The following is a 25504-nucleotide window of genomic DNA, read 5'->3' on the forward strand; positions in this document are numbered from 1 at the left end:
CATTTACACGTAACGGAGAGGACAGAAAAAACCTGAAAAAGCGGAGCGTTCGCCTTTATCGCCGGATTTTCCTTTTAGAAAAGGGAATCAAAAAAATCTGGGGATAACAGCGATTGGAAGGTTATTCTGTCATCGTAGTGTATGTGTAAATAATCTTTAGTCCAACATGAGGTTAAAATTTTAACTTTATATATATGAGGAGGAATTACGATGAGTGAAGTCAGAGAAAAAGCCAGCAAAGCCCAAGCCGCGGTTCCACAGCTGAACCGATTGAATACAGAACAGAAAAATACGGCCCTGCGTGTCATGGCAGATGCTTTGATTAAGGAGACGGATTCCATCATTACGGCAAACGCCGAAGATCTGGAACGCGGCAGAGAACAAGGTACGCCGGAATCCATGCTGGATCGGCTCGCACTTAATAAGGAGCGCATTGCTGGCATTGCTGAAGGGTTACGTCAGATTGCAGATCTGCCTGATCCAGTCGGCGAAGTGTTAGAGACATTTACCCGTCCAAACGGATTACATGTTGAAAAATTAAGAGTGCCGATTGGCCTGATTGGCATCATCTACGAAGCTCGTCCTAATGTAACTGTAGACGCAGCCGGATTATGTCTCAAAACAGGTAATGCAGTGCTTCTGCGCGGCGGTTCCTCTGCCCTGTCCTCCAATCGTAAAATTGTGGAGGTGCTGCATCAGGCACTCACAACGACAGACATGCCTGCTGATGCTTTGCAACTGGTTGAAGATGCAGATCGTGCTTCCGTAGATGAGATGCTCAAGTTGAACGGACTGCTGGACGTTATCATTCCACGCGGCGGTGCTTCCCTCATTCGTAATGTGGTTGCCAATGCAACGGTACCTGTCATCGAAACTGGGGCGGGCATCTGCCATACCTATGTGGATGAATCAGCCGATCCAGTTATGGCAGCCGAAATTGCCATCAATGCCAAGGCACAACGTCCATCCGTATGTAACTCCATGGAAACGTTGCTACTGCATGCCGCATACGCTGAAGAGCATCTGCCTGCTCTTGCCGAGCAATTCCGTGAGGCCAATGTGGTCTTGAAAGGTTGCGACACGGTGCGCCGTCTTGTTCCTTCTGCCCTTGAGGCAACCGAGGAAGACTATGCGACCGAGTACAACGACTATATTTTAAATATCCGGGTGGTCGAGAACCTGGACGAAGCGATGCAGCACATCGCACATTACGGAACCAAACATTCCGAGTGTATCGTAACCCGGGATACCGCCCATGCAGAGCGCTTCATGCATGATGTGGATGCAGCAGCCGTCTATCACAATGCGTCCACACGTTTCACCGACGGATTTGAATTTGGCTATGGAGCCGAAATCGGAATCAGCACTCAGAAACTGCATGCTCGTGGACCGATGGGACTACCAGCACTGACATCAACCAAATATCGGATTACAGGCAATGGACAGATTCGTCAATAATATCCCAGCACCAGTTATATAGGAGGAACGATAAATATGAGTCAAGAGCAACAGACGTTACTACAACAGAAGATTACTTTCCACGGAGCAGGCGCGATGGCTGAAGCCATCGTGCGCGGACTGATCTCCCGCCTAGTCGTTCGTCCTCAGGATATTACGATGCTGAACCGCAGCAACCAGAAACGTCAGGAGGAGCTCAGTACCCGTTATGCTGTACATACCGGAACTGCCTCGCAATCCTTGGATCACCTTGCCTCCACTCCGGTCATTGTACTCTGTATGAAACCCAAAGATGCTGCCGTAGCGCTGCGCGAGCTTGGTCCGCTGTTATCACCTGATCAACTGATCGTATCTGTCATTGCCGGATTATCAATCCGCACGATGCAGTCCTTGCTTGGTCGTAAACAACCGATCGCGAGAACCATGCCGAACACATCCAGTACCATTGGACTCGGTGCAACCGGGCTTGCCTTCTCTGCGGAGATTACGGATGAACAGCGTAGTACGGTGATGACCATGTTTGAAGCGGTTGGTATCGTAACCATCGTACCTGAAGATAAACTCGAAGTGCTCACTGGGATTTCCGGAAGCGGCCCTGCTTATGTATACTATTTAATGGAGGCCATGATTGCGGCAGGTATTCGTGGTGGCTTATCCAGCCAGCAATCTCGTGATCTCACTGTTCAGACGGTGCTTGGCGCATCACGAATGGTACAACAAACCGGTTTGGAACCGATGAAACTTCGTAGTGATGTGACTTCCCCGGGAGGGGCAACCCAGGCAGCACTGAAGACACTGGACGAAGGAGATTTCTTTGAAAATGTTATTGCAGCCGTCAACCGCTGTGCAGAGCGCTCACGGGAGATGGGAGCTGCTTTGGAAGGGGATTTAAAATGAATAACATGTGCACAGCCACATATCGTCTGCATGATGATCATGCAGACTTTCGCAAGAAGGCTCAGTCTATCGCGATTGGCATGACCGTGGGTAGCTGGACGGAGTTGCCGCAAGCCCAGCGTGAAGCGATGCAGAAACATCTGGGTGAAGTAATCAGCGTAGAAGTAAATGAAGCTGAAGGAATGGCTGCGGGTGAGCGTTACGCCGATATTACCATCGGGTATCCTGATGTTAACTTCAGCCGTGATATCCCTGCCCTGCTCGTGACGGTCTTTGGCAAAATCTCAATGGATGGCCGGATCAAATTAACAAAGCTTGGTTTCTCGGATGGCTTCCTGAATGCATTCCCGGGACCCAAGTTTGGACTGAATGGTGTTCGTGATCTGCTTGGTGTACATGATCGTCCACTGTTAATGAGTATCTTTAAGTCAGTTATCGGACTGGATGCGGATGAACTGCGTGAACAATTTATTCGTCAGGCCCTTGGGGGCGTTGATCTGATCAAGGACGATGAGATTCTGTTCGAAAATAAATTGACACCTATCGAAAAAAGAGTCGAGGTCTGCATGAAAGCTGCCGAACAGGCACGCCAGGAGACCGGCAAGAAACTTCTATATGCAACCAATCTTACAGGACCTACATCTCGTCTGAAGCAACAAGCTGAACGTGCTATTGGTGCAGGAGCCAATGCCCTGCTATTCAACGTATTGTCTTACGGATATGATGTGCTGCATGAACTCAGCAGTGATCCTGACATCAATGTGCCAATTATGGCTCACCCTGCTCTTGCAGGTGCACTGTATCCTTCACCACATTACGGCATGTCCGCTTCGGTTGTACTAGGCCAGTTGATGCGTCTTGCGGGTGCCGATCTGGTGCTCTTCCCTTCTCCTTATGGTTCGGTTACGATGCCGAAGGAAGAAAATATGGCGATCACGGAGCAATTACTGACAGCCGATCTGCCAGTACGAACCAGTATGCCAGTGCCTTCAGCCGGTATCCATCCAGGCCTTGTACCGCTCATTTTGCGCGATTTTGGTACAGATGTCATCGTTAATGCTGGTGGCGGTATTCATGGACATCCTATGGGCACTGAAGCAGGCGGACGTGCATTCCTGCAAGCCATTGAGGCAGCTCAACGTTCCATTCCACTCGCGCAGTATGCAACCGAGCATCCGGAGCTGAAAAGTGCATTGGATCTGTGGGGTGGCGAACGATGAGAAGTGATAAAAAAACAGTCATTTTCTGTGACTTTGACGGTACGATTACGCTCTCGGACAATATTGTCGCAATCATGAAACATTTCAAGCCTGAGGGCATTGAAGCGATTATGAAAGATACAATTGAGCAAAAAATCTCGCTGCGTGAAGGTGTTGGAGCCATGTTTGCTCTGTTGCCTGCATCGCAGAAAGATGAAATTGTGGAATTTGTGCTTGGACAAGCGGGGATCCGTGAAGGATTCAGCGAGTTTCTTGACTACGTTCGCAGCGAAGGTATCGAATTCAATGTGACAAGCGGTGGTATGGACTTTTTCATTGAACCGTTACTCGCACCATTTCATATCCCGCAAGATCATGTCTATTGCAACGGTGCTGACTTCTCGGGTGAAACCATTCGGATTGAATGGCAGCATCCCTGCCAGCCTCCTTGTAAGAGCGGCTGCGGTATGTGCAAAACGACGGTGATCCGTACGTTCCCGGAGGACCAATATAATCGTATCCTCATTGGAGACAGTCTGACAGATTTTGAGGGTGCCAAAATTGCCGATCTCGTCTACTCTCGCTCCATTTTGACGGATAAGTGTATTGAACTTGGTGTGGACCATGTGCCATTCGTTACCTTTTACGATATCATCGAAGATATGAAACAGAAGCAAACACAAGGAGTGCTGTAAACGATGGGCTTTGAAAAGATTACATTGGAACACAAACGTCAGGTCCTTGAAGAACTGGCTGATATTAAAGCGTTGTTTGCCGGTCGTAACTGGTTCCCCGGAACAAGTGGCAATCTGTCGATGCGTGTAGGAGACTTTGACCCGGAGCAATTTTATTTTGCGGTTACCGCCTCAGGCAAAGACAAATCTCTTCGCACTCCGGAAGACTTTCTTTTTGTGGACAAACACGGCAAAGCAATTGAAACAACAACGTTGAAACCAAGTGCCGAAACGTTGATTCACTGTGAAATCTATCGTTTGACCGGTTGTGGTGCTGTATTCCACGTGCATACTGTGTTTAACAACCTGATCAGTGAATTCTTTGGAGCAGATGGACACGTACCGATTCAAGGAATTGAATTGATCAAGGCTTTCAACATTTGGGAAGAAAATGCGGAGATTCGTGTACCCGTCCTGCCTAACTTTGCAGATATTCCATCTATCGCTGAATTGGTGCCAGGTGTACTTGATGCCAACGTACCAGGGATCTTGCTACGTAACCACGGTATATATGCGTGGGGCAAGGATGCTTTTGAGGCGAAACGTCATCTGGAAGCGTTCGAGTTCTTGTTCGAAGTGATGTACCGTCAACTTCTGCTGAAGGGTGCTACGAAATAGCAATCATTTATTCGAAATCAAAGTTGCACAACATAAAAACACGCCAGAGGCTGATATACATAGCCCTTGGCGTGTTTTTATGTTGTAGGATAACAGCGATTAGAAGGTTGCTCTGTCATCGTAGTGTCAGTGTAAATAATCTTTAGGTCACTCTACAGTCGATCATCCCGATCCTTGAATAGAAAGAGACTGTCTGCTCCCTCATCATTTCCTTGAGCAGCACTATGGATACCCGTCCCCCTCTGCTTGCCAAACAGCAGTTTCAAGCCGCCAAAAATGAGCAGCAAGGATACGATGACGGTGTTTAAATAGGAACGAATCTCGTATGTCATAAATGCATTAGGGAACAGTTCATTCAGCTGTGGAATGACAAGCCGGATCGTCAGGTAATATAGACCCAACGCCGCAATCCCGAATCCAATCAGACGCTGATGACGGGCCCAGTCCTTGAAGATTGGTTGATCAACCAATGGCTCGCGTCCATAGCGACTGGAGCACTGTAACCCGTCAAAGAAGCTGTAGAACCAGATCAGTGGAATCATGAACAGAAACACCGATAAGTGAAGCAGGTCTAGAACATAGATGCTACCCAGGAACAGGAACATCAATTGCATGCCTCTTTTTTGCAATCCCAGATATAGATGACCCGCACCTGGAAAAGCGGATAGCAGCGTTGCAAGCACTTTGCTACGTCGTCCGGCTACTCTGCCCATCTCCAATTCTTCGAATAATGTCCGATCCTGTAATACCTCACCAGCCTGCTTACGGTGGACATGCTGCACCGCGTCAAACATGCAGTATACCCATATTACAGGCAGAATGAGTAGGAACATTAAAAACACCGATTCATTGGTGATCGAAGCCACAAAAACCATCATGGCAAATGAACCAAAGAACGCCATCAGGAAGGATAACCCACGATGCAACAATCCCAGATGAAGATGTCCCAATCCCGGAACAAATGAGAGCAAAATGGTGAAGAATCGTTCACCCTCACTGCCTTTTTGATACATAGGTTGACCATAAGGACCCGCAGGATGGCCATATTCACCACCTGGATGTTGATGTAGCTCATCTTCATTCATCTGCTCCATAGGCCCTTGCTGACCCATGTATGCTCCCTGGTAGGCTACTCCTTGGTGTGGAGGAGCTCCATAAGGCGCACCGTATCCCCTATAATGTGCTTCTTGGGCAGAAGGTGTACGGAGCAGAACAATAACCATATCCAGCATACTGACTCCCCAGAAGAACATGGCACATAGTGCACCAAAAATCATCAAGTCCTGTTGACCAAACGCCCATGCCAGCATGAATGAGCCAACAGCTGTTCCGAAGAAAAGCAATGGATAGATCACGGCTCTTGCGGCTCGACCCCAATACATAAAACCAAGACCGGGTATCAGGTTTAATAGAAATGCGAGTAATTTGTTACGATCTGAGTGCACAGTCGTCATCCTTTCTTTTCAGGCAATGCGAAACTATTTATGGTTAGGCTTGAAGTTATCCAGCCATGAAGTGGCTGCCTCCGTCCATTTCTCGGTAAAAGACCCTCTGTTTTCGCCATCCTGGAACTTGTGATATGGTGCTACCTTGTCAAAAAGTCCAGACGAGAGGAAGATCAATGTCAAACAGGCCGCTACCGCGTAATGGAACACTTTATGATCAAGCCAGCGCCGGTTTCGTCCAGCACGGGATTTGCGTTGTACCTTGGGTGATTGAATGCCCTCAATCCGATGCATGACTGAATCCGCAAACCCTGTTGGGTCATGTAACGGAGGCAGTTCTCCGTGGATACCAAGCGCTTCCAGATAGATGTCCATCGCATCCGGATCTTCCATCAGAAGCTGTTCCATTTGGTTTGCTTGAGTTTCACTCATATGGCCTTCAATATAATCGGTCCATTGCGCAGTGGTATATTTCTCCTGTTTACTCACGCCATTCATCCTCCTTCCAATGTTTTCGAATCCACTGCCGGGCACGATACAAGCGGGATTCCACAGTCTTCACAGCCACCTGTGCATCACTGGCAATCTGCTCATAATTTTTTTCGCTTAGATAATACGCAGTGATAATGTCACGATGCTGAGCAGGCAACTGATTAATTCGTTCGCGAAGTTTATCCTGGCGCTCTTCACGAACGAGACGGGTAAGAACGTCTTCATCCCGTCCGGGCATATTGATTATTTTTTCTTCTCCACCCGGATCCTCAGCAGTTCGTCTGCCCAGCTTGCGTTTGGCATCAATCGCTTTATGAAAGGCAATTCGGGTTAACCACGTTTTGAAACCTTCAGAACGGTAGTCGGGGAGAGACTTATACATCTGTATGAACGCCTCCTGAGCTGCATCCTGTGCTTCCTGATCGTTCCTGAGTACGGAATAGGCCACATGGTATACATGCTGGCTATATTTATCAATCAGAGTACGCATCTGGGAAGTATCTCCTTGACGGATTTGTTCGATTACGCGCGCTTCATCAATAACTCTCCCCTCCTCTCCAATACAATAGACGACAGCTTGTGCGTTAACCCCTGCGTGATCTATCAAATTTTTGTAAAACAAAATGAAATCATTGCCTGAAAGGTTGATGTTGCTGATCACTCATCCAATCTTTAATCCAAAAAAAACAGGCACAGAATGACTTCTGGCCTGTTTCTTGTCCCTGCCTACGCTGGAATTAACGTCCACCATTACGAAACCGCTGCGTGTACGCCTTCGCGTCTTGAACGGTCTTGACACGATTGCGACTCCACTCAAGCAGGATTCGATCGATATACCGGAAATGTACTTTGCCTGCAAAAACCGCTTCCTTCAGAGCCATTAGAATCAATTCCTCTTGATAACGGTCCTGATCCAACCAGCCGGATATCGTCTCACACTCCATTGGAGAGAGCGGACGTCCAAATTCTTTTTCAAAGATGGAGAACATGTTCCGTTCTTCCTCTTCTTTTTGAACACTGTTCGAATCTTGACGTGCTGTATTGATACTCTGCTGCTCCGCACGGAATGCGGCTACTTCTTCAGCAGTGCACGCTGCAAGCTTGGCATATAATCCATGTAAATCATATCGCTCGTACTGGATGTCCCGTTCTTCGTCACGGTGCTCGTCAATAGCAATATACCCATCCCTCATCAGACGTTGCAACATTCTGGCAATGCCTTCTGGTGCAAGTCCCATGCGCGCCGCAAGCTCTTCAAGCGTGGGAAACTCATTGAACTCTGCCTGACGGAATCCTAGCAGTTGAATCAGAAGAAGTACTTCTGCATCTGATAGGCCAAGCTGGTGATAAAAACGTAACAAGGCATACGGCAGATGGGCTGTACCCGAAGTCATGCCATAAGCTGCTCCATCCAACCAAGCTTTGGAAGTGGTGTCTTCCATAGACGCTCCTCGGTTAAGCATTAAGGGTACAGACGATAGAGCATACGTGGGAATGCGATTGTTTCACGTACATGATCCAATCCACAGATCCATGCTACCGTCCGCTCCAATCCCAGACCGAAACCGGAGTGAGGAACCGATCCGTATTTACGCAAATCCAGATACCATTGGTAAGCTTCATCCGAGAGATTGTGCTCCTCAAAACGTTGTTGCATCAATTCCGGATCATCGATACGCTGCGAACCGCCAATAATCTCTCCGTAGCCTTCTGGTGCAATCATATCAGCACAGAGAACAACTTCTGGACGATTCGGATCTGGTTTCATATAGAATGCCTTGATTCCAGCAGGGTAATGCGTAATAAAGACCGGTGTATTGTACTTCTCAGCAATTGCTGTTTCGTGCGGTGCACCAAAGTCTTCTCCCCAAGGAATATCAAAGCCTTGTCCATGCAGGAATTCAATCGCTTCATCATACGTAATACGCGGGAATGGAGCTACGATGCCTTCAAGTTTGGATACGTCACGACCGATAGATTCCAGTTCTGCACGGCAGTTTTTCACCACGGACTGAACGACATGAGCGATAAATTTCTCTTGCACGCGCAGACTTTCCTCGTGATCTACAAACGCCATTTCCGGCTCAATCATCCAGAACTCAATCAAGTGACGACGTGTTTTGGACTTCTCTGCGCGGAATGTTGGACCAAATGAATATACTTTGCCCAGAGCCATGGCTGCGGCTTCCATATACAATTGACCACTTTGTGTCAGATAAGCATCTTCATCAAAGTATTTGATGTGGAACAGGTTCGTTGTACCTTCCGCAGACGATGGTGTCAAAATCGGAGGATCAACTTGTGTGAATCCGTTACCATCAAAGAACTGCTGAACAGCGCGAATAATCTCTGCACGAATCACCATAACAGCACGTTGCTTCGTAGAACGAAGCCACAGATGACGATGGTCCATCAAGAAATCAACACCATGCTCTTTAGGCGTAATTGGATAGTTTTCAGTCAGGTGAATGATCTCAACCCCTGTAACAGTCATCTCGTAACCGGACGCACTGCGAGGTTCTTCACGAATAATACCTGTAACATACAAAGAGCTTTCTTGTGTCAGGCTCTTGGCATTGTTCCAGATCTCTTCACTAACTTCACTTTTCACAACAACCCCTTGGATATATCCGGTTCCATCACGTAGCTGCAAAAACTGAATTTTACCGCTGGAACGTTTGTTGTTAATCCAGGCACCGATTGTTACGGTTTCGCCCACATGCTCGTTCACATTACGAATTACACAATTCGTATTCATGCCCATATCTCCCCTTGGTTCCTGAATTTGAAAATGCAGCGGGCAGGCATATGCCTGTCCTCTGCACTTCCTTGTCATTCTATATTTACTTTACAGTTAGATTACTGAGAATTCAATACGATTCGGTGTGTATCACGTGCAATTACCAATTCTTCGTTTGTTGGCACAACGAGAACTTCCACTTTGGAATTCGCTGTTGTGATCCGACGTGGTTCGCCGGAACGAATGGCATTCAACGCTTCATCCAGTTCAACACCCAGATAAGTGAGTTGCTCACATACTTTTTGGCGAAGTACAACGGAGTTCTCACCTACACCAGCCGTAAAGACGATCACGTCTACACCGTTCATTGCAGCTGCATATGAGCCGATGTATTTACGCAGACGATATTCGTACATTTCAAAAGCAAGCGTGGAGTTGGCATCACCATTCTCCATACCTTCCGTAATCTCACGCATGTCACTGCTGATTCCGGAGATCGCAAGCAATCCACTGTGTTTGTTTAACATGGAGTTCACTTCGCTTACGCTCAGTTCTTCCTTGTTCATTACATAAGGTACGATGGCTGGGTCAAGGTCACCAGAACGCGTTCCCATCATCAGTCCTTCAAGCGGAGTCATACCCATCGAAGTATCAACGGATACGCCACCTTTAACTGCTGTTACACTACCGCCGTTACCGACGTGACAAGTGATAATTTTCAGATCTTCCACTGGACGATCCAGATATTCAGCAGCTGCCTTGCTTACGAAATCATGGGATGTACCATGTGCGCCGTAGCGACGTACTTTATATTTTTTGTAAAGTACACGCGGAATAGCATACAGATATGCTTTTTCCGGCATCGTTTGATGGAACGCCGTATCAAAGACCATTACCTGTGGCACACCAGGCATATTTAATTCAGCCGCACGAATACCCATCATTGCTGCAGGGTTATGAAGTGGAGCCAAGTCGAACAAACGACGAATTTCAGCTTTGGCAGCATCATCTACCAATGCAGATTCTTTAAATGCTTCACCACCGTGAACAACACGGTGTCCAACAGCTTGAATTTCACTTACAGAATCCAGTACACCATTTTCTTTGTGAGTCAAAATATCAATGACTTTACGGATCGCTGTTGTATGCTCCAGAATCTCACTAACTTCTGTAACATCCTCACGGCCTGTTGGTTTGTGTGTCAGGATGGAGGAATCCATTCCGATCCGTTCTACCAAACCTTTAGCCAGTACAGATTCGTCAGTCATATTATACAGTTGATATTTGAGCGAGGAACTCCCCGCATTAATTACGAGTACTTTCACAGTCGGTCACCATCCTTGTCGTACTTGAAGAATCCTTCGCCTGTTTTGGCACCCAGGTGTCCTGCACGCACCATTTTCTTCAGGACTGTAGAAGGACGATATTTCAATTCTCCGAATTCACGGAACATTCTTTCGAGTGCAGCTTCAACAGAATCCAATCCGAAACGGTCAGCCATTTCGAGTGGTCCATGTTGGAAGTTGTATCCGATACGCATTGCATCATCGATATCTTCAGCAGATGCAACACCTTCTTGCAATACATGCAACGCTTCGTTAATCAGCAGGCAAATCAGACGGGAAGTTACGAATCCAGGGGATTCATAAATCATGACTCCTTTTTTGTCCGCTACTTCTTCAACAAAACGTCTGGTCTCTTCGAATGTTGTATCCGAAGTTTTCAGTCCACGAATAATCTCTACAAGATCAACCCGGGATACCGGGTGAATAAAGTGCATACCAATAACACGCTCTGGGTATTTGGTCGAGCTTGCAAGCTCGGTCAAACTCAGCGTGGATGTATTACTTGCCAGAATGACATTGCTTGGACAAACTTGGTCCAGTTGGCTGAATACTGCTTTTTTCGCATCCAGATCTTCTGAAATTGTCTCAATGACCATGTCGCAAGTTCCAAGTTCAGCTAAATGAGCTACCTTGGTAATACGGGAAAGAATTAATTTCTTCTCCGCTTTTGTAATCGCCCATTTCTCCAGTTGTTTATCCAGATTGGTTTCGATCATGTCATATGCATGATCCAGCTTTTGTGTTGTATGCTCCACGAGAAGCACATCAAGTCCTTTGGCTGCGAGCATCTGGGAAATACCTTGTCCCATCGTACCGCCGCCGACAACTCCTATTTTTTTGAAAAACATGGTTCTGCTCCATCCTTTCGGTTCTCTATTTCTCTATTGTACCCTGTTCGCCGAAAATTACAAATTTCGACCCAACATATAATAATATCTTAGCACGAGTGAAATGTAAAAAAAAATAACCAGCATAAATAAATTATGCTGGTAGAAGGGCACTGTCACGAAATTGACAACGAAATTGCTCGCCAGACAAAACTTCCTCACGAATCAAAATGTCGAGTGAATTGTCGAAAATTGTCCGTTGTTCTTCAAGTAACCGCTTTGTCTGTTCCATCAGTTCTTGCAGAATTAATTTATTCTCTCGCATCAGTTCCTCGGTTGTGACCATATCCATGTTCACAATCCCAAGTGAAGTCAACCCCGAAGCCATCATCGTCTGTACAACATTGGTGGCCTGATCAAAGTCATTGCGTGAACCTGTGGAACGACCACCGTAGTACATTTCCTCCGCAGCTGCTCCTCCGAGTGCAATCATGATCTGCTCTTCCAGAAAGCGCTTCGTATAGAGGAACTGTTCCTGTTGCGGGTTATGACGTACATATCCCAGCGCCTGACCACGCGGACTAAGTGCCACCTGGCTAACACTGCCTGGACGAACGAGTTCAGCCATAATGGCATGTCCCAACTCATGAATGGCGACCCTTTTCTTCTCTTCCACGCTCGACTCACGGTCTGTCTTCTCACCCATCATGACTTTATCAATAGCCAGGGATAAATGCCGCTGTTCGATGTTTAACAGCCCGTCTCTCATGGCGTATATTGCTGCTTCGTTCATCACACTTTCGAGCTGTGCACCGGAGAAACCATATGATTCTTCCGCTGTTTTCTCCAGATTAACTTCCTTCAACAGAGGTTTGTTCACCGCATGCAGTTCCAGAATATGCTTTCTGCCCTTTTTGTCAGGCAAGTCCACTTGAATGTGGCGGTCAAAACGTCCCGGTCGCGTCAGGGCGCTATCCAGCATCTCTTTGCGGTTTGTTGCAGCGATAACCAGAATTCTTGGCGTATCGGAAGAATAGATTCCATCCATTTCCGTCAGGAGCTGATTCAGGGTCTGATCATATTCACGCTGTTGACCACCCTCACGTTTCCCCCCGATGACATCGATTTCATCGATAAAGATAATAGCGTTTTCCTTATTTTCCTTGGTGGCACGAGTTCTCGCGTCCTTGAACAAATCCCGAATTCTGCTGGCACCCACACCAACATACATTTCCACGAACTCACTACCCGATGCTGCTACAAAAATAGAATCGGTGTAATGGGCAGCAGCCTTGGCCATCAACGTTTTCCCTGTCCCTGGAGGGCCCGTCAGCAAGATCCCTTTTAACGGGCGAATCCCGAACTTCCGGATTTCTTCATGTTTGATGAGAAAGTCAAGCGCTTCACGCAATTCCTGCTTAGCACTGTCCTGTCCACCAATTTCTTCAAAAGTAAGCTTGGAAGGTCCTTTTTTCTTCCGTTTACGTTCCTGTGCAGCGCCTACTGTAATCCCGCCACGCATTTGCATCATGAACAGCAAAGCTCCGACAAGCACTGCTGCAATCAGGATCGGAACAATATTAACACCAGTAAAAGCAAGGAAAATAATCAATACGGGAAAAAATCCGATGGCAACTTCTTTTGTCCACTTAGGCATTAGGCCACACTCCTATCTGACCGGGCACACGCGGCAGAATAATAAACTTGCTGGCATCTCCGTCTCTGAGACTGACATATACATTGTTGTCATCCATCGCTGTATTTACCTTAATTCCATTCGTCGCCATCTTTGACAACGTTGGTGTAATCTCGGTGTATTGCTTGTTCTCCATCGCCTGAGCTACGGTGAACATCGCATCACCCCACCAACTTTCCAGTGCTTCACTGGAATGATCCACAACATCCAACTTTAGTGAGCGTGTTCCAATCAGGGTCTGTCCTTCTTTGTGAATATATTGTACCAGTCTGCCCAAATCAACATCAGGTTGCAGATCAAGTTTCAATTGTACGTCATTGCGGTTAATAGTTAATTGAACGTCATTGACTCCATCGTACTGGGTTACCATTTTTTCAATCGGATTCTGCACAGCCACCTGACGATATACAAACCAACCTCCAAACAACACAACGGCTGAAATGACGGCAGTTATAGCAATAGGCAATACTTTTAGCTTCAAGTGAATTACCCCTCCCAGATTTTGGCCCAACCTACTGGCTTATTGGTATATACGAATATGTGCACATTGACTCCTGCGAGAATTTCGACAGGATTATTTGTTTTGAATATAACTTTGAGTACATATCTGAGTATATCACATCGTATATACAATTTCGAAGGCGAAAATATGAATAAATTATTAATTTTAACTATTTAAATCAAAAATGTTTACAGACAACACAAAGAACCGGTTCAGTCGGATATCCGTCTGCCGGTTCTTTCATTTCTTTAATTCTCTAGTTATGTCGCTCTATTTGTTCTAGCTGTTCGGGAGTGTATAGACCAGGTCCACCTGTTCTCCGTTGCTAAAACGATAAAAGCGATAGTGGTTATGCGTACCGTCTTTATAATACACTTGCCACACATATATTCCATTCACAACTCCGGGCATGATTCGTTTAATCTCACCGGCAGGAACTTCAGAACTGAAGCGATTGCGTATCTGCGCTTCGGACATGCCATTCTGCAGCAGCTCACTGTGTACAGCGTTTGCACCCTTAACCGGTTGATTGTTTGCGTCGAACTTAACCCAGACCATAACATCCTGGTTATTCTTGTTTTTGCCGATCAGGGTCCAGTAGATGTTGTCAGAGCCTTCTTTGTCTCCCCAGATGTACTTACGCAATTCATCATAGGATGTAATGCCCAGTTGCTCCTGTGCTGCTTGTATGGCGAGCGCTTCTTCCTTGCGTTGGTCCTGCGTGACATGAACGTAATAACGCTGAAGTCCAAACAGAATCAGAACCAGTGCAAGCAGCGAAATCCATATCCACTTCTTTTTTTTCTTCAAAAGCCGAACTTCCTTTCCCTATGATGCTGTCCTGCAATTAACGAGCAAGCAGACCATCAAATGCCAATTGAGACTCACGCAAAATGCGTTCTTCATCCAGCGTCAGACATTCGCCATGTTTCACTACTTGTTTTCCATCCACCCATACGTGTTCAACATCTTTGGCAGAAGCCGAGTAGATCGTATGTGAGATCAGGTCTGTATGTGGATAGAAATGTGCCTGTTCAATGTTAAGGGCGATAAAATCAGCCTTCATGCCAACCTGAAGTGCTCCGGTATTATTCAAGAAGATGGATTTGGCACCGTATGACGTTCCGAGTAATAACGCTTCGCCTGCTGGCACTGCCGTCGGGTCACCAGATACACCTTTGTGGATCAATGCAGCCAGTCTCATTTCCTCGAACATATCCAGGTTGTTGTTGCTTGCCGGTCCGTCTGTTCCGAGTGACACGGTAACTCCTGCTTTCAGCAACGCAGGTACCCGCGCAACACCGGAAGCGAGTTTCAGGTTACTTCCCGGGTTATGGGATACAGCCACATCATGACGGGCCAGAATCTCAATCTCTTCATCATTCAGATGCACCGCATGTGCAACCAGGGATGGACGAGAGAAAAAGCCCAGTTTCTCCAGATGTGCCACAGGACGCAGTCCATAATCAGCCACGTTCTGCTCGACTTCACGAAGCGTTTCCGACATATGTGTATGAAGGGGAAGGTTTAGGTCGTTCGCGACCTGCACAAGCTTCTCTATGTAGTCAGGAGGGCATGTATATGGTGCATGTGGCGAGATTACGGTTGTAATGCGACCATCTGCCTGTCCATTCCACTCACGCGCAAACGCAGCCGACTCCTCCAGCTTCCGCAATTGTTCTTCCTCCGAGCACAACCCGATTACACCACGTGCCAGTGCTGCTCTAACGCCGGATTGCTCCACAACTTTGGCAACTTGATCCATGTGATCGTACATGTCCAGGAAAGCTGTAGTTCCGCCTTTCAACATTTCAAGCACCGATAGCGAAGTTCCCCAATATACGTCTTCTGAAGTCATTTTCGCTTCCATCGGCCACATTTTTTCCTGCAACCATACTTGCAATGCAAGATCGTCTCCGTGCCCTCTGAGCAACGACATCGCTGCATGACCATGCGTATTGATCAGACCCGGCAGGAAGAACAGTCCTTTTCCATCCACTTTGGTACAATTTTTGTCTTCATCCGGCAATGTCTCACCAATATGCACAATCTTGTCATTCTCAACAACCATGTATCCGTGGACCACGTTCCATGTTGTGCCGCCTTCATTAACAGCAAATTTGCCATTGTGAATTACCCATCTATTTGTTGTCATCTTCCTCGTCGTCCTTTCCAGTATCCAAGTAATAGGCCAAACTAAGCAGATCTGTTGTAAAGTCAGCATGGTGAATGCGGATATGCGGCGGTGTTTTTAGAATGGTTGGTGCAAAATTAAGGATCGCTTCAATTCCTGATTCAATAAGCTGATCGGCTACATTTTGGGCTTCCGTATCCGGAACCGTGATAATTCCGATGCGAATGTTTTCCATTTTAACCGCTTCCGTCAATTCATCCATTGGTTTTACCGTCAAACTGTTGATTTGACTACCTATCTTCGGTCCATATGCATCAAATACAGCAACAATCTTCATGTTGTCTTTCAGATATGCGTTGTAGTTGGACAAGGCTTGACCGAGGTTACCCGCTCCTACCAGAGCTACATTAATTTGCTGATCGATTTTGAGAATGTGACGAATTTTCTCGATCAGATAGGATACATCATACCCGATCCCTTTACGACCAAAATCACCGAAGTAAGCCAGGTCTTTACGAATTTGGGCCGGATTCAGATCCAGCCTCTGTCCAAGCTCTTGAGAAGAAACAGTAGCCACCTCACGCTGATGCAACTCGTTCAAATAACGCAAGTATACAGGCAGACGTCGTACCACCGCTTCCGAAATTTTATCCGATTTCATTCTTGCTCCCCCTTACCAAGGCCACGATAAAATAATAGATGAAAAGATGAGCATTCTGTATAAAACTCAAAGATAAACGTGACATTTTATACAGAATGCTCCTTGTAATTTGGGTTATAAGTTCTTACGTGCAACTGCTTTAATCGGATACGGAAATATCTAATAAAGTTTAACGCCAAACGATAGTGTCATGCAATGATATAACGAACAAAACAACCATTATTTTTGTTCATTAGCAGGTTTTTCCAACCACTCGGTGATTCGTGGAACCATTTGCTCCGTGAGCATATGCTCCATTTTGGGACCAGGTAATGAATACAAAAAGAATTTACCATAATACGCTTCAATCACCCGTGTATCATAAACAATGACAATTCCTCTGTCCTTTGCTGTACGCACCAATCGGCCAAATCCCTGTTTGAAACGGATGACCGCTTGTGGCACGGACAGTTTCATGAACGGATTTTTCTTCTGTTCCTGAAGCAACTCACTCTTGGCTTCCACCAACGGATGATTCGGTGGCTGGAAAGGCAGTCGAACAATAGCGAGACAGGTTAGGGCCTCTCCCGGGATATCTACACCCTCCCAGAAGCTGCTTGTGCCCAGAAGTACCGTTGCTTTGGCATCTTGAAACCTGCGAGTCAATTTGGAACGACTTCCACTGTCAACGCCTTGCCCAAGCAACGAGATGTCGTTGCCAGACAGTGCCTCCTTCAGCGGATCATAGACCTGTCGCAGCATCTTGTATGAAGTAAACAGAACCATCATGCGTCCACGCGTAGCAATTGCCGTCTCTGCAAGTGATTGCACCAGCATATTAACAAAGTGCGCATCACCCACACTTCCCTTCACACTCGGGAAATCACGCGGAATCACCAGAAGTGCCTGATCGCGATAGTTGAAAGGTGATGGCAACATCGACGTTAACAGCCGATTGTTCTCGGCCGCTTCCTGCAAGCCAAGCTGTTCAATCATGAACTGGAATGACTTATCTACCGAAAGCGTAGCCGATGTAAGCACAACACTTTTCTTTTTATCAAAAAATAAATCCTTAAGTTGTGCACTCACATCTACAGGTACGGCATACAGCTGGAGAGATTTGCTGCGGAATTGGCCGCTGGCTTCCATCCAGTACACCGTTTTGGCATCATCCATACGCATGAAGAAACGTAGATTCTCCTTCAATGTGGTCAGATCTTTCAGCAGTCCTGTAATGTCCGTGATCAGACTATCCGATTGATAATCATCCTGATCCTCTTTCACTTCAAGCAGCAATTTGTCCCCTTTGCGAACCAAATCACCCAGAGTCACATAGATCTGGTTCTCCAGATCCTGCAACTCCTGCCATTTTGCAGGTTTCTGAGATGCTTTCAGACGCAGTGAAAATTGCCCCGTCTCTCCCGGTGAAGCATCACTTCGTTCAGGCAACAGACCAAACAAGGCATCGCTCATACGATCCCACAGCTCCTTAACTTCAAGAGCGAGCGGGAACATCTGATCCACCATGGAGCCCCATTGCACCGAATTTTCATGCCCGGATAACTGCGAACGAAGCATAGGCAACTGTCCATTACGACTGTCTTTAAATAGGCGGGTCAGTGTATGAACCAAGGTGAAATATTTCATATGCATTCCAAGATGTTTACCAGCGACATCCTCCAGATGATGTGCCTCATCGATCACAAGACTCTCATAGGCTGGCAGCAGCTGATGCGCGGCTTTCACATCCGTAAATAATTTGGAGTGATTGGTGATTACGATATCAGACAACCCTGCTTCATGTTTGGCACGATGGTAGAAGCATTTACGGAACCATGGACAGGATCTTCCCAGACATGATTCGGATTCGCTCTGTACGGTCTCCCAGAAGTCCCCTCCGCGTCCGCTAAGGTTAAGTTCCTCATCATCTCCGGTTTCGGTCTGCGTAAGCCAGACGATCATCTGAGCAGCTGTGAAATAATCCTCTTTCGGTGTGGCGAATTCACGTTTATTGATTTTGTGTTCAAATTTGCGCAGGCACAGGTAATGTCCACGTCCTTTGAATACAGCAGCCTTAAACGGGAACGGAACCACTTGAGTCAGCATCGGAATGTCCCGCTCTCTCAATTGCTCCTGCAGATTGATCGTATGCGTGCTAACCATAACTTTCTGTTCTTGCTTCACACTTTCGTAAATAGCAGGCAACAGATACCCTAGAGATTTACCGGTACCCGTTCCAGCTTCGATCAAGAGATGTTTCTCTTCATCCAGGGCTTGCCTTACACTGCTGAACATCTGAGTCTGCGCTTCACGCTCTTCGTAATGATCCAGTGTATCCTTCAGATTCTCCCGAACCTGGTCCATAAACTGTTCGAAGCTTACACCATCGAGGGGGTTAGCCTCCCGCTCATCGCGTGGTGCACCAATATCGGTCCAATCACTTACATTAAGAGCAAGCTGACGATAATAGGTATGTCCGTCCAGGTCCTGAATCGGCTCTGCTTCCTTCTCACTGCGCATTCCGTCCAAAAACCAACCCAAGTCACTGTCTTCTGGTGCAAACAGGTCACTGAGGCGCTGAATCGTTATGAGCGGTAATTCCTTTAACTCATCCAGACACTTGAGTAGCACATAGGCTGTCGCCAGTGCATCACTGTCTGCCTGGTGAGGGCGATCATGTTGAAATCCGAATTCGGAAGACACATAACCGAGTTGATATGAACCCAGTGATGGGAATGTGATCTTCAGAAAATCAATTGTGTCCAGAATGCGGCCAGTGAACGGCAAATAACCGCAACGGTCAAGAGCATTCTGCAAAAAGTGAAAATCAAAAGCGACGTTGTGTCCAACAAGCACCACATCATTAAGCAGCGGAACCATCTCCATCATCATCTCTTCGAGTGAAGGAGCGTCCGCCACATCTTCATTGGTAATACCCGTTAACCCCGAAATAAACGGGGGAATCGGTACACCAGGGTTCACATAAGAACTATATATTTGAGTTATGCTGTAGTCATGATCTATGATGGCAAGTCCGGCCTGTATAATCTCACCGTCGGACTGCGTGCCGGTTGTTTCGAAATCCAATACGGCAAATTTCATTGCAATGTACGGTCCCTTCCATTCCAGTCTATGTTACAGCATAGCAAAAAAAAAGGGATTTGAAAATTAACTAACAAAAAAGCGGTGTCCCCGCCGCTATGCCAAAGGAGGGAACACCGTTTTTTTGTCGCCGAATTCCCGCTTAATGAAGGGTCGTCAGCTGATTAGCATATTGCAATTTTCCCCTGTTCAACCTGCAAGCTTCCATGTTGTACAGTGGTTCGGTCAATGTCGGGTCATACTGAAGGGCCTGTGCAAAGAGTGAACATGCAGCTTCGGGATTCGCAAGCTTGGCTTGAATACAGCCCAGGGCGTTACATACAAGCCCTTTCAAGCGAGGTGAACCCTTAAGGTACATGATCTGCTGCAAATGTGTCCCGGCTTCCGCCATTTGTTCCAGATTCAGATACGCGAGCGCCAGGTAAAAACGAGTCAATGCACTCTCCGGATGGTCGGTCACAACCCGGGAGAACTGCATGATCGCCTGCGGATACATCTGTAATTTGAAATAACCCTGACCTCGACTGAAACATTCCAGATGGAGTTCAGGCAGAGCGGTAACAGCTTCCTGTTCCGGTTCAAGGGAAGCAGGCTTATCCATCTCCCGCTCTCTCACCTGGCTCATCTTTTCTTCAAACATCAGCCATTCATCCAGCATTCCGTCACTCATCCGCTTAAGCAAGTTCCACTTTTGCAGCAATTCTTGTTTGTTCAGGCCTTCAGCGGAAGGATAGCTCTTGATAATTTCATCTAACATGTCGTTCATTTCTGCGAAAACATGCTGGAACATCGATGCATCCCCACCCTTGAAAAAATGGATTAGTGCAGTGACCTGTACTCATTTTTTGCTTCAAGGGCCGATTTCATTCTCCTTACCAGTCGATTACATAATTGTTGCGTGGACTTCCTGTTTCATCGTTTGTACAGGTTTATTCTGCCCATCTACAAATACAACGGTTGGTTTGTGAGTATTTGCCTCTTCTTGCGACATCATGGCGTAAGAAATGATAATGACGTTATCTCCAGGCTGTACCAGACGTGCAGCTGCGCCGTTAAGACATATGACCCCGCTTCCGCGTGGTCCTGGAATCACATATGTTTCCAGACGTGCACCATTGTTGTTGTTCACAATTTGCACTTTCTCGTTTTCCATCAAGTCGGATGTTTCCATCAAGTCTTCATCTATGGTAATACTACCCACATAGTTCAAGTTGGCTTCCGTTACCGTAGCCCGGTGAATTTTGGATTTCATCAGTGTTCTAAACATGGGACAGTACCTCCGATTTTTGCAACCTTATATTGTCAATCAATCTTGTTTTTCCGAATTTCACCGCAAGTGCGATGAGCAGATCGTCACGGCCTTGAACTTCTTCCTGATCTGTGAGCGGCTCCAGACTTGGAAAAGCCTGAATCTCGGCGTAGTCGATAACGGCAAGCGGTGAGGTTGCAATGTGCTCACGCAGAATACGACGGATATCTGCGGCTGTAGTAGCTACACCTGTATCTGCGGCTTCCTGAGCTGCACGCAGTGCCTTCGACAGAACCAAGGCCTGTGTACGCTGTTCTGCGCTAAGATAGACATTACGTGAACTGAGAGCAAGACCATCCTCTTCGCGAACAATTGGACAGGGTACAATTTCTACAGGCATATTCAAATCATTCACCATCTGTTGAATGACCGCAACCTGCTGAGCGTCTTTCATTCCAAAAAATGCACGCTGTGGCTGTACGATGTTGAAGAGCTTGGAGACTACAGTTGTTACTCCGTCAAAATGTCCTGGACGTGAAGCGCCACATAAGCGCTCCGTCAGTTTTGAGACAGATATCGTCGTTTGCGTTGCCTGTGGATACATCTCTTCAACAGAGGGAATAAATACGATATCCACTCCTTGTGAGCGTGCTGTTTCCACATCTCTGGCTTCATCCCGCGGATAACTGTCAAAATCTTCATTAGGGCCAAATTGAATTGGATTAACAAATATGCTTAATACCACGATATCGCTTTGTTGTCTGGCTGCCTGCATCAAGCTTGCATGACCTTGATGAAGATAACCCATTGTTGGTACAAGACCTACAACAGACGCACTGGACCGAATCGCTTGACGCTTCAAACTTAGTTCCTGTCTTAACTCTGCGATTGTCCGTAATACTTTCATGAGTTACTCCCCACCTTTTCCTTGCGTTGTCCGCCGTACAGTTGATCCAGAACACCATCCGCCGCATTGAATACATGCTCTTCGGCCGGGAACGAACGATCTTTCACTTCTTTCACGTAAGCTTCGATGCTGGTTTTGATTAATGTACCCACATCTCCATAGGTTTTGACAAATCGTTTGGGCGTATACGGAGAGGCGTATTGAACCACATCGTGGAATACCAGTACCTGACCATCACAGCCTCGTCCTGCTCCAATTCCGATGGTAGGGATGGACAGTTCCTCCGAGATCGCCCGTGCAACTTCTTCCGTAACCAGTTCAAGCACAATACCAAACGCACCTGCAGCTTCCAAGGCTTTGGCTTCGTCCATCAGACGTTTCGCATCCGCTGCATCCTTGCCCTGAATGCGGTAACCACCAATCTGATTAACCGATTGAGGTGTCAGTCCGATATGTCCAAGAACAGGCACGCCTGCTTGCACAACTGCTCTGACGGTGTCCGCTATCTCGACTCCGCCTTCCATTTTAACCGCATGGGCATGCCCCTCTTGCATCAGTCGACGGACACCCTTAAGCGTCTCATCCACGCTGCCATGATACGTCATAAAAGGCATATCAGCCACAATAAATGTCTTCTCAGCACCGCGCACTACGGAACGTGTGTGGTATACCATGTCGTCGATGGTCACCGGAAGCGTCGAATTATAACCCAGTACTACATTGCCGAGTGAATCACCAACCAGGATCAGATCAATACCTGCTTCCTCTGCTAGGAGCGCTGTTGGATAATCGTAAGCCGTGATCATGGTAAGCGGCACGCCATCCTGCTTATATTTTTTCATTTTCACAATATTCAACGCTTGTTTGTTCGCCATTTTTTTTCATGGCTCCTTTCTTCTTTTCAAATAAACGCAACAAAAAAACCTTTTAGTTTTCCACTAAAAAGTCCCGAAAAGTCAAAAAAGAGTCACTTGCGATCGTCCCTTCTGTCTCGGTCCTCTTCGGCTCAGAGCAGAATCCAACAACTCACTTAAACGTATTTCATTCTTACACTGCGGTCTGCTTATATAAAACACATCAAAGCAGAACAAAGGTTACTGTTACGAGAGTGCAATTCGGTCTACATTAGCCGATATCGCCTCACGAACACAGTATACCAAAGTTCTGCTCAAACTTCACGTCTTATGTTCATTTTACCAGTGAAAATTCGACAAATTGTTTATGATTTCCAGGAAATCTCACCAGAGATGATTAGTGTATGTTCTCCATCGTGCTTCTCCACGATAAGTGCACCAGAAGGGTCAAGACCAATTGCCTTCCCTTCAATGACACCATGAGGATTCGTCACTGTAATCTCTCGATTCATCGATACGGACAGGGCCTCCCATAGAGCTGAGATCACGCCAAATCCTTCTTTTTGATACAAAAAATACAACTGTTCAAGCTCCGTCAAAATGGCAGCCGTTAGTTTGGTGCGATCAACGGATTGACCCGTCTCCATCTTGAGCGAAGTAGCGATTGTGGTCAGATCTTCCGGATAATCCTCGGGATCAAAGTTCACGTCAACGCCTATACCTGCGATACAGTATCTGACTTCATGATCTTCTACCGTAGATTCAAGCAATATGCCACATACCTTGCGTCCGTCAATCAACACATCATTTGGCCATTTGATGCCCGCATCAGCTCCTGAACAAGCTCGAACGGCACGACATACAGCCACTCCTGTTAATAAAGTTAGCTGCGGCGTATGCTGAAGTGGTAGATCAGGGCGTAACAGGACACTCATCCAGATCCCTTTACCCGGAGGAGAGAACCACTGTCGACCGAAACGTCCTCTTCCTCCTGTTTGTTCTTCCGCAATGACCACAGCGCCTTCTGCCTGCCCTTGCTCAGCTAGCTTGAGAACATCCCCTTGCGTAGACAGGGTCGAAGCCAACAAAACAGCCTTACGGCCAAATACGGTTGTATCCAGGGCCAATTGGAGCCCAGTAGCGTCAATGCTATCCGGCTTCGTTACCAGACGGTATCCTTTGCGGGATACCGCTTCAAACTCATAACCCATGTCTCGTAACTTGTTCACATGTTTCCACACAGCGGTCCGACTGATGGACAGATTACGGCTGATCTCTTCACCCGATACGAATCGTCCTTCTGCATTTAATAACATATGTAACAGATCTTCATGTTTGGTCATCTTGAACCACCCGCTTCACTTCTGCACTTAGTGCTTCATGCTGATTCGCTATCGTTCCAATCGCCGTTTCTCGTAACAAATGTTTCATTAGTTGCCCCAGCCAAGGCCCGCCTTTGCGCTGCACCATTTGTAACACTTGTTCCCCTGTAATATCCAACTCTTTCAAGTCATGCACAGGAATCGATTGACTCCATTCGGCTGCAAGCTCTTGTACTAATACAACCTGCATTTCTGCCGGTTCGGACTGATTCCGCCATTCTGCTGGCAGTGCAGACTGTATTCGAAGCCAATCATCCGCCGCCTGAACGCCACAAGCCAGAACAGTAACGATCCAATCGGAACGGAGACTGACCGTATCCTTCGGCTCCTGCACGGAAGTATGAATCAACTGTTCCACCTGGAGGACCCCTGTTATACGAGAACGATGTTCATTGGAAAATGTCCACTGACGTAATAATACATCTGCTTCATCCTTGCTATAACCGCCAGCAATCAGGATGAGTGACCAACGAAGCAACACATGCTGACCTGACAATTGTTCCAAATTGGATAACAACATCTTGTTAAATCGGGTCGAGCTTACCGGCGCTTTGATATGCGCAAGGGAATCACTTCTGTATAACAGCTCCAACCCTCTTGAAGGATGCGGTCCAGACATCATTTTTACCATCTCGGTACGTACCCGTTCCATTGCTATATGTTGAAGCAGGTCTTTCTGCCTTACAAGACCCTTCCACGTGTTGTGGGCAATTTTGAAATCAAATACGGAAGCAAACCGGACACAGCGGAGCATCCGCAGTGCATCTTCACCAAATCGTTCCATCGCAGAACCCACACATCTGACTCGCTCTTCCTTGATATCTGCCTGTCCACCGAACGGGTCAACGATTGTCCCAGTGACGTCCATGGCAAGAGCGTTCATCGTGAAGTCACGCCGCTGTAAGTCTTCCTTGATATCCTGAACAAATTGAACCGCAGCAGGTCTGCGATTATCCTGATATTCGGATTCTGTTCGAAATGTGGTCACTTCAAAGTAATAACCGCCTGAACGAACGGTAACCGTACCGTGTTGTAAACCTGTAGGAATACAATCGTCAAACAGTTCCATGACTTGCTCAGGAGAAGCAGATGTCGTGATATCCATATCATCCACAACACGTTCCAGCAATTCGTCACGAACGCAACCACCTACCCAATATGCCTTGTAGCCATGTTTGTTTAATGTTGTGAGTACATTCTCACTTTGCATTGCCATTTCACGATCTACCTGTGTCCATTGAACCACCACATATCACCTCTTCTCTTGCCTGTTGTGGTATGC

Annotated in this window: 24 protein-coding genes; 5 read left to right on the forward strand and 19 right to left on the reverse strand. The window is 46.8% G+C overall.

From position 1 onward, the window contains the following. Positions 1-210: 210 nt before the first annotated feature. From MHH92_RS18465 to MHH92_RS18485, 5 genes are read left to right on the forward strand one after another with little or no spacing between them, the layout of a single operon-like run. A complete protein-coding gene (locus MHH92_RS18465; protein WP_340905497.1) occupies positions 211-1458 on the forward strand; it encodes a glutamate-5-semialdehyde dehydrogenase in 1248 nt (415 codons plus the stop codon). A 36-nt stretch (positions 1459-1494) separates the two neighbouring features. Continuing rightward, positions 1495-2355: a pyrroline-5-carboxylate reductase gene (gene proC / locus MHH92_RS18470; protein WP_340905500.1), complete on the forward strand. Its 861-nt coding sequence runs from the start codon at positions 1495-1497 to the stop codon at positions 2353-2355. After that, entirely contained in the window at positions 2352-3575 is a 1224-nt protein-coding gene (locus MHH92_RS18475) for a 2,3-diketo-5-methylthiopentyl-1-phosphate enolase (protein ID WP_340905501.1), read from the forward strand. The genes proC and MHH92_RS18475 overlap by 4 nt, the downstream gene beginning before the upstream one ends. Continuing rightward, entirely contained in the window at positions 3572-4249 is a 678-nt protein-coding gene (locus MHH92_RS18480; protein ID WP_340030723.1) for a 2-hydroxy-3-keto-5-methylthiopentenyl-1-phosphate phosphatase, read from the forward strand. Before MHH92_RS18475 ends, MHH92_RS18480 begins: the two co-directional genes overlap by 4 nt. 3 nt (positions 4250-4252) lie before the next feature. Further along, complete coding sequence (locus MHH92_RS18485; RefSeq protein WP_076317453.1) at positions 4253-4906, forward strand: methylthioribulose 1-phosphate dehydratase; 654 nt, start codon at positions 4253-4255, stop codon at positions 4904-4906. A 152-nt stretch (positions 4907-5058) separates the two neighbouring features. Here MHH92_RS18485 and MHH92_RS18490 read toward each other — a convergent pair whose 3' ends face one another. The 19 genes from MHH92_RS18490 to MHH92_RS18580 form a co-directional block, all read right to left on the reverse strand. After that, positions 5059-6360: a multi-tm2 domain protein gene (locus MHH92_RS18490; RefSeq protein WP_445744673.1), complete on the reverse strand. Its 1302-nt coding sequence runs from the start codon at positions 6358-6360 to the stop codon at positions 5059-5061. A 24-nt stretch (positions 6361-6384) separates the two neighbouring features. Then, positions 6385-6840 carry a hypothetical protein gene (locus MHH92_RS18495; protein ID WP_340905508.1) on the reverse strand — a complete coding sequence of 152 codons (456 nt, stop codon included), beginning with the start codon at positions 6838-6840 and terminating at the stop codon, positions 6385-6387. Further along, positions 6833-7333 (reverse strand): RNA polymerase sigma factor, encoded by a 501-nt coding sequence (locus MHH92_RS18500; RefSeq protein ID WP_256721174.1) that lies wholly within the window; start codon positions 7331-7333, stop codon positions 6833-6835. Before MHH92_RS18500 ends, MHH92_RS18495 begins: the two co-directional genes overlap by 8 nt. A 247-nt stretch (positions 7334-7580) precedes the next feature. Next, positions 7581-8285 carry a DnaD domain-containing protein gene (locus MHH92_RS18505; protein WP_127549601.1) on the reverse strand — a complete coding sequence of 235 codons (705 nt, stop codon included), beginning with the start codon at positions 8283-8285 and terminating at the stop codon, positions 7581-7583. Between the two features lie 20 nt (positions 8286-8305). After that, positions 8306-9601, reverse strand: coding sequence for an asparagine--tRNA ligase (gene asnS / locus MHH92_RS18510; protein WP_017687752.1), 1296 nt, complete (start codon positions 9599-9601; stop codon positions 8306-8308). Between the two features lie 101 nt (positions 9602-9702). Next, positions 9703-10908 (reverse strand): acetate/propionate family kinase, encoded by a 1206-nt coding sequence (locus MHH92_RS18515; RefSeq protein WP_036671987.1) that lies wholly within the window; start codon positions 10906-10908, stop codon positions 9703-9705. Continuing rightward, a complete protein-coding gene (locus MHH92_RS18520) occupies positions 10905-11777 on the reverse strand; it encodes a 3-hydroxyacyl-CoA dehydrogenase family protein (RefSeq protein ID WP_017687750.1) in 873 nt (290 codons plus the stop codon). The genes MHH92_RS18515 and MHH92_RS18520 overlap by 4 nt, the downstream gene beginning before the upstream one ends. Before the next feature lie 133 nt (positions 11778-11910). Then, on the reverse strand, positions 11911-13413 hold the full coding sequence (locus tag MHH92_RS18525; protein WP_047843540.1) for an AAA family ATPase: 1503 nt from the start codon (positions 13411-13413) through the stop codon (positions 11911-11913). Further along, positions 13406-13933 carry a hypothetical protein gene (locus MHH92_RS18530; protein ID WP_036671991.1) on the reverse strand — a complete coding sequence of 176 codons (528 nt, stop codon included), beginning with the start codon at positions 13931-13933 and terminating at the stop codon, positions 13406-13408. The genes MHH92_RS18525 and MHH92_RS18530 overlap by 8 nt, the downstream gene beginning before the upstream one ends. A gap of 300 nt (positions 13934-14233) precedes the next feature. Continuing rightward, complete coding sequence (locus MHH92_RS18535; RefSeq protein WP_340905513.1) at positions 14234-14764, reverse strand: DUF5590 domain-containing protein; 531 nt, start codon at positions 14762-14764, stop codon at positions 14234-14236. 37 nt (positions 14765-14801) lie between these two features. Beyond that, positions 14802-16109 (reverse strand): amidohydrolase, encoded by a 1308-nt coding sequence (locus MHH92_RS18540; protein WP_047843542.1) that lies wholly within the window; start codon positions 16107-16109, stop codon positions 14802-14804. After that, positions 16096-16749: a redox-sensing transcriptional repressor Rex gene (locus MHH92_RS18545; protein ID WP_076250016.1), complete on the reverse strand. Its 654-nt coding sequence runs from the start codon at positions 16747-16749 to the stop codon at positions 16096-16098. The genes MHH92_RS18540 and MHH92_RS18545 overlap by 14 nt, the downstream gene beginning before the upstream one ends. 219 nt (positions 16750-16968) lie before the next feature. Continuing rightward, the gene (gene dinG / locus MHH92_RS18550; RefSeq protein WP_340905517.1) at positions 16969-19830 is read right to left on the reverse strand and encodes an ATP-dependent DNA helicase DinG; all 2862 of its coding nucleotides are present in this window, start codon (positions 19828-19830) and stop codon (positions 16969-16971) included. 142 nt (positions 19831-19972) lie between these two features. Further along, positions 19973-20620, reverse strand: a complete 648-nt coding sequence (locus MHH92_RS18555; protein WP_036607621.1) for a tetratricopeptide repeat protein — start codon at positions 20618-20620, stop codon at positions 19973-19975. Positions 20621-20713: 93 nt separating this feature from the next. Then, positions 20714-21097, reverse strand: a complete 384-nt coding sequence (panD, locus tag MHH92_RS18560) for an aspartate 1-decarboxylase (RefSeq protein ID WP_017687742.1) — start codon at positions 21095-21097, stop codon at positions 20714-20716. Next, the gene (panC, locus tag MHH92_RS18565; protein WP_338706434.1) at positions 21090-21986 is read right to left on the reverse strand and encodes a pantoate--beta-alanine ligase; all 897 of its coding nucleotides are present in this window, start codon (positions 21984-21986) and stop codon (positions 21090-21092) included. Before panC ends, panD begins: the two co-directional genes overlap by 8 nt. Next, the gene (gene panB / locus MHH92_RS18570) at positions 21983-22861 is read right to left on the reverse strand and encodes a 3-methyl-2-oxobutanoate hydroxymethyltransferase (RefSeq protein ID WP_338706435.1); all 879 of its coding nucleotides are present in this window, start codon (positions 22859-22861) and stop codon (positions 21983-21985) included. The genes panC and panB overlap by 4 nt, the downstream gene beginning before the upstream one ends. A 344-nt stretch (positions 22862-23205) precedes the next feature. Beyond that, positions 23206-24183 carry a biotin--[acetyl-CoA-carboxylase] ligase gene (locus tag MHH92_RS18575; RefSeq protein ID WP_036672005.1) on the reverse strand — a complete coding sequence of 326 codons (978 nt, stop codon included), beginning with the start codon at positions 24181-24183 and terminating at the stop codon, positions 23206-23208. Next, positions 24170-25468, reverse strand: coding sequence for a CCA tRNA nucleotidyltransferase (locus MHH92_RS18580; protein ID WP_338706436.1), 1299 nt, complete (start codon positions 25466-25468; stop codon positions 24170-24172). Before MHH92_RS18580 ends, MHH92_RS18575 begins: the two co-directional genes overlap by 14 nt. Between the last annotated feature and the right edge of the window lie 36 nt (positions 25469-25504).

It is taken from the genome of Paenibacillus sp. FSL M7-1414, from assembly GCF_038003195.1.
In the GTDB taxonomy this organism is placed as follows: domain Bacteria; phylum Bacillota; class Bacilli; order Paenibacillales; family Paenibacillaceae; genus Paenibacillus; species Paenibacillus amylolyticus.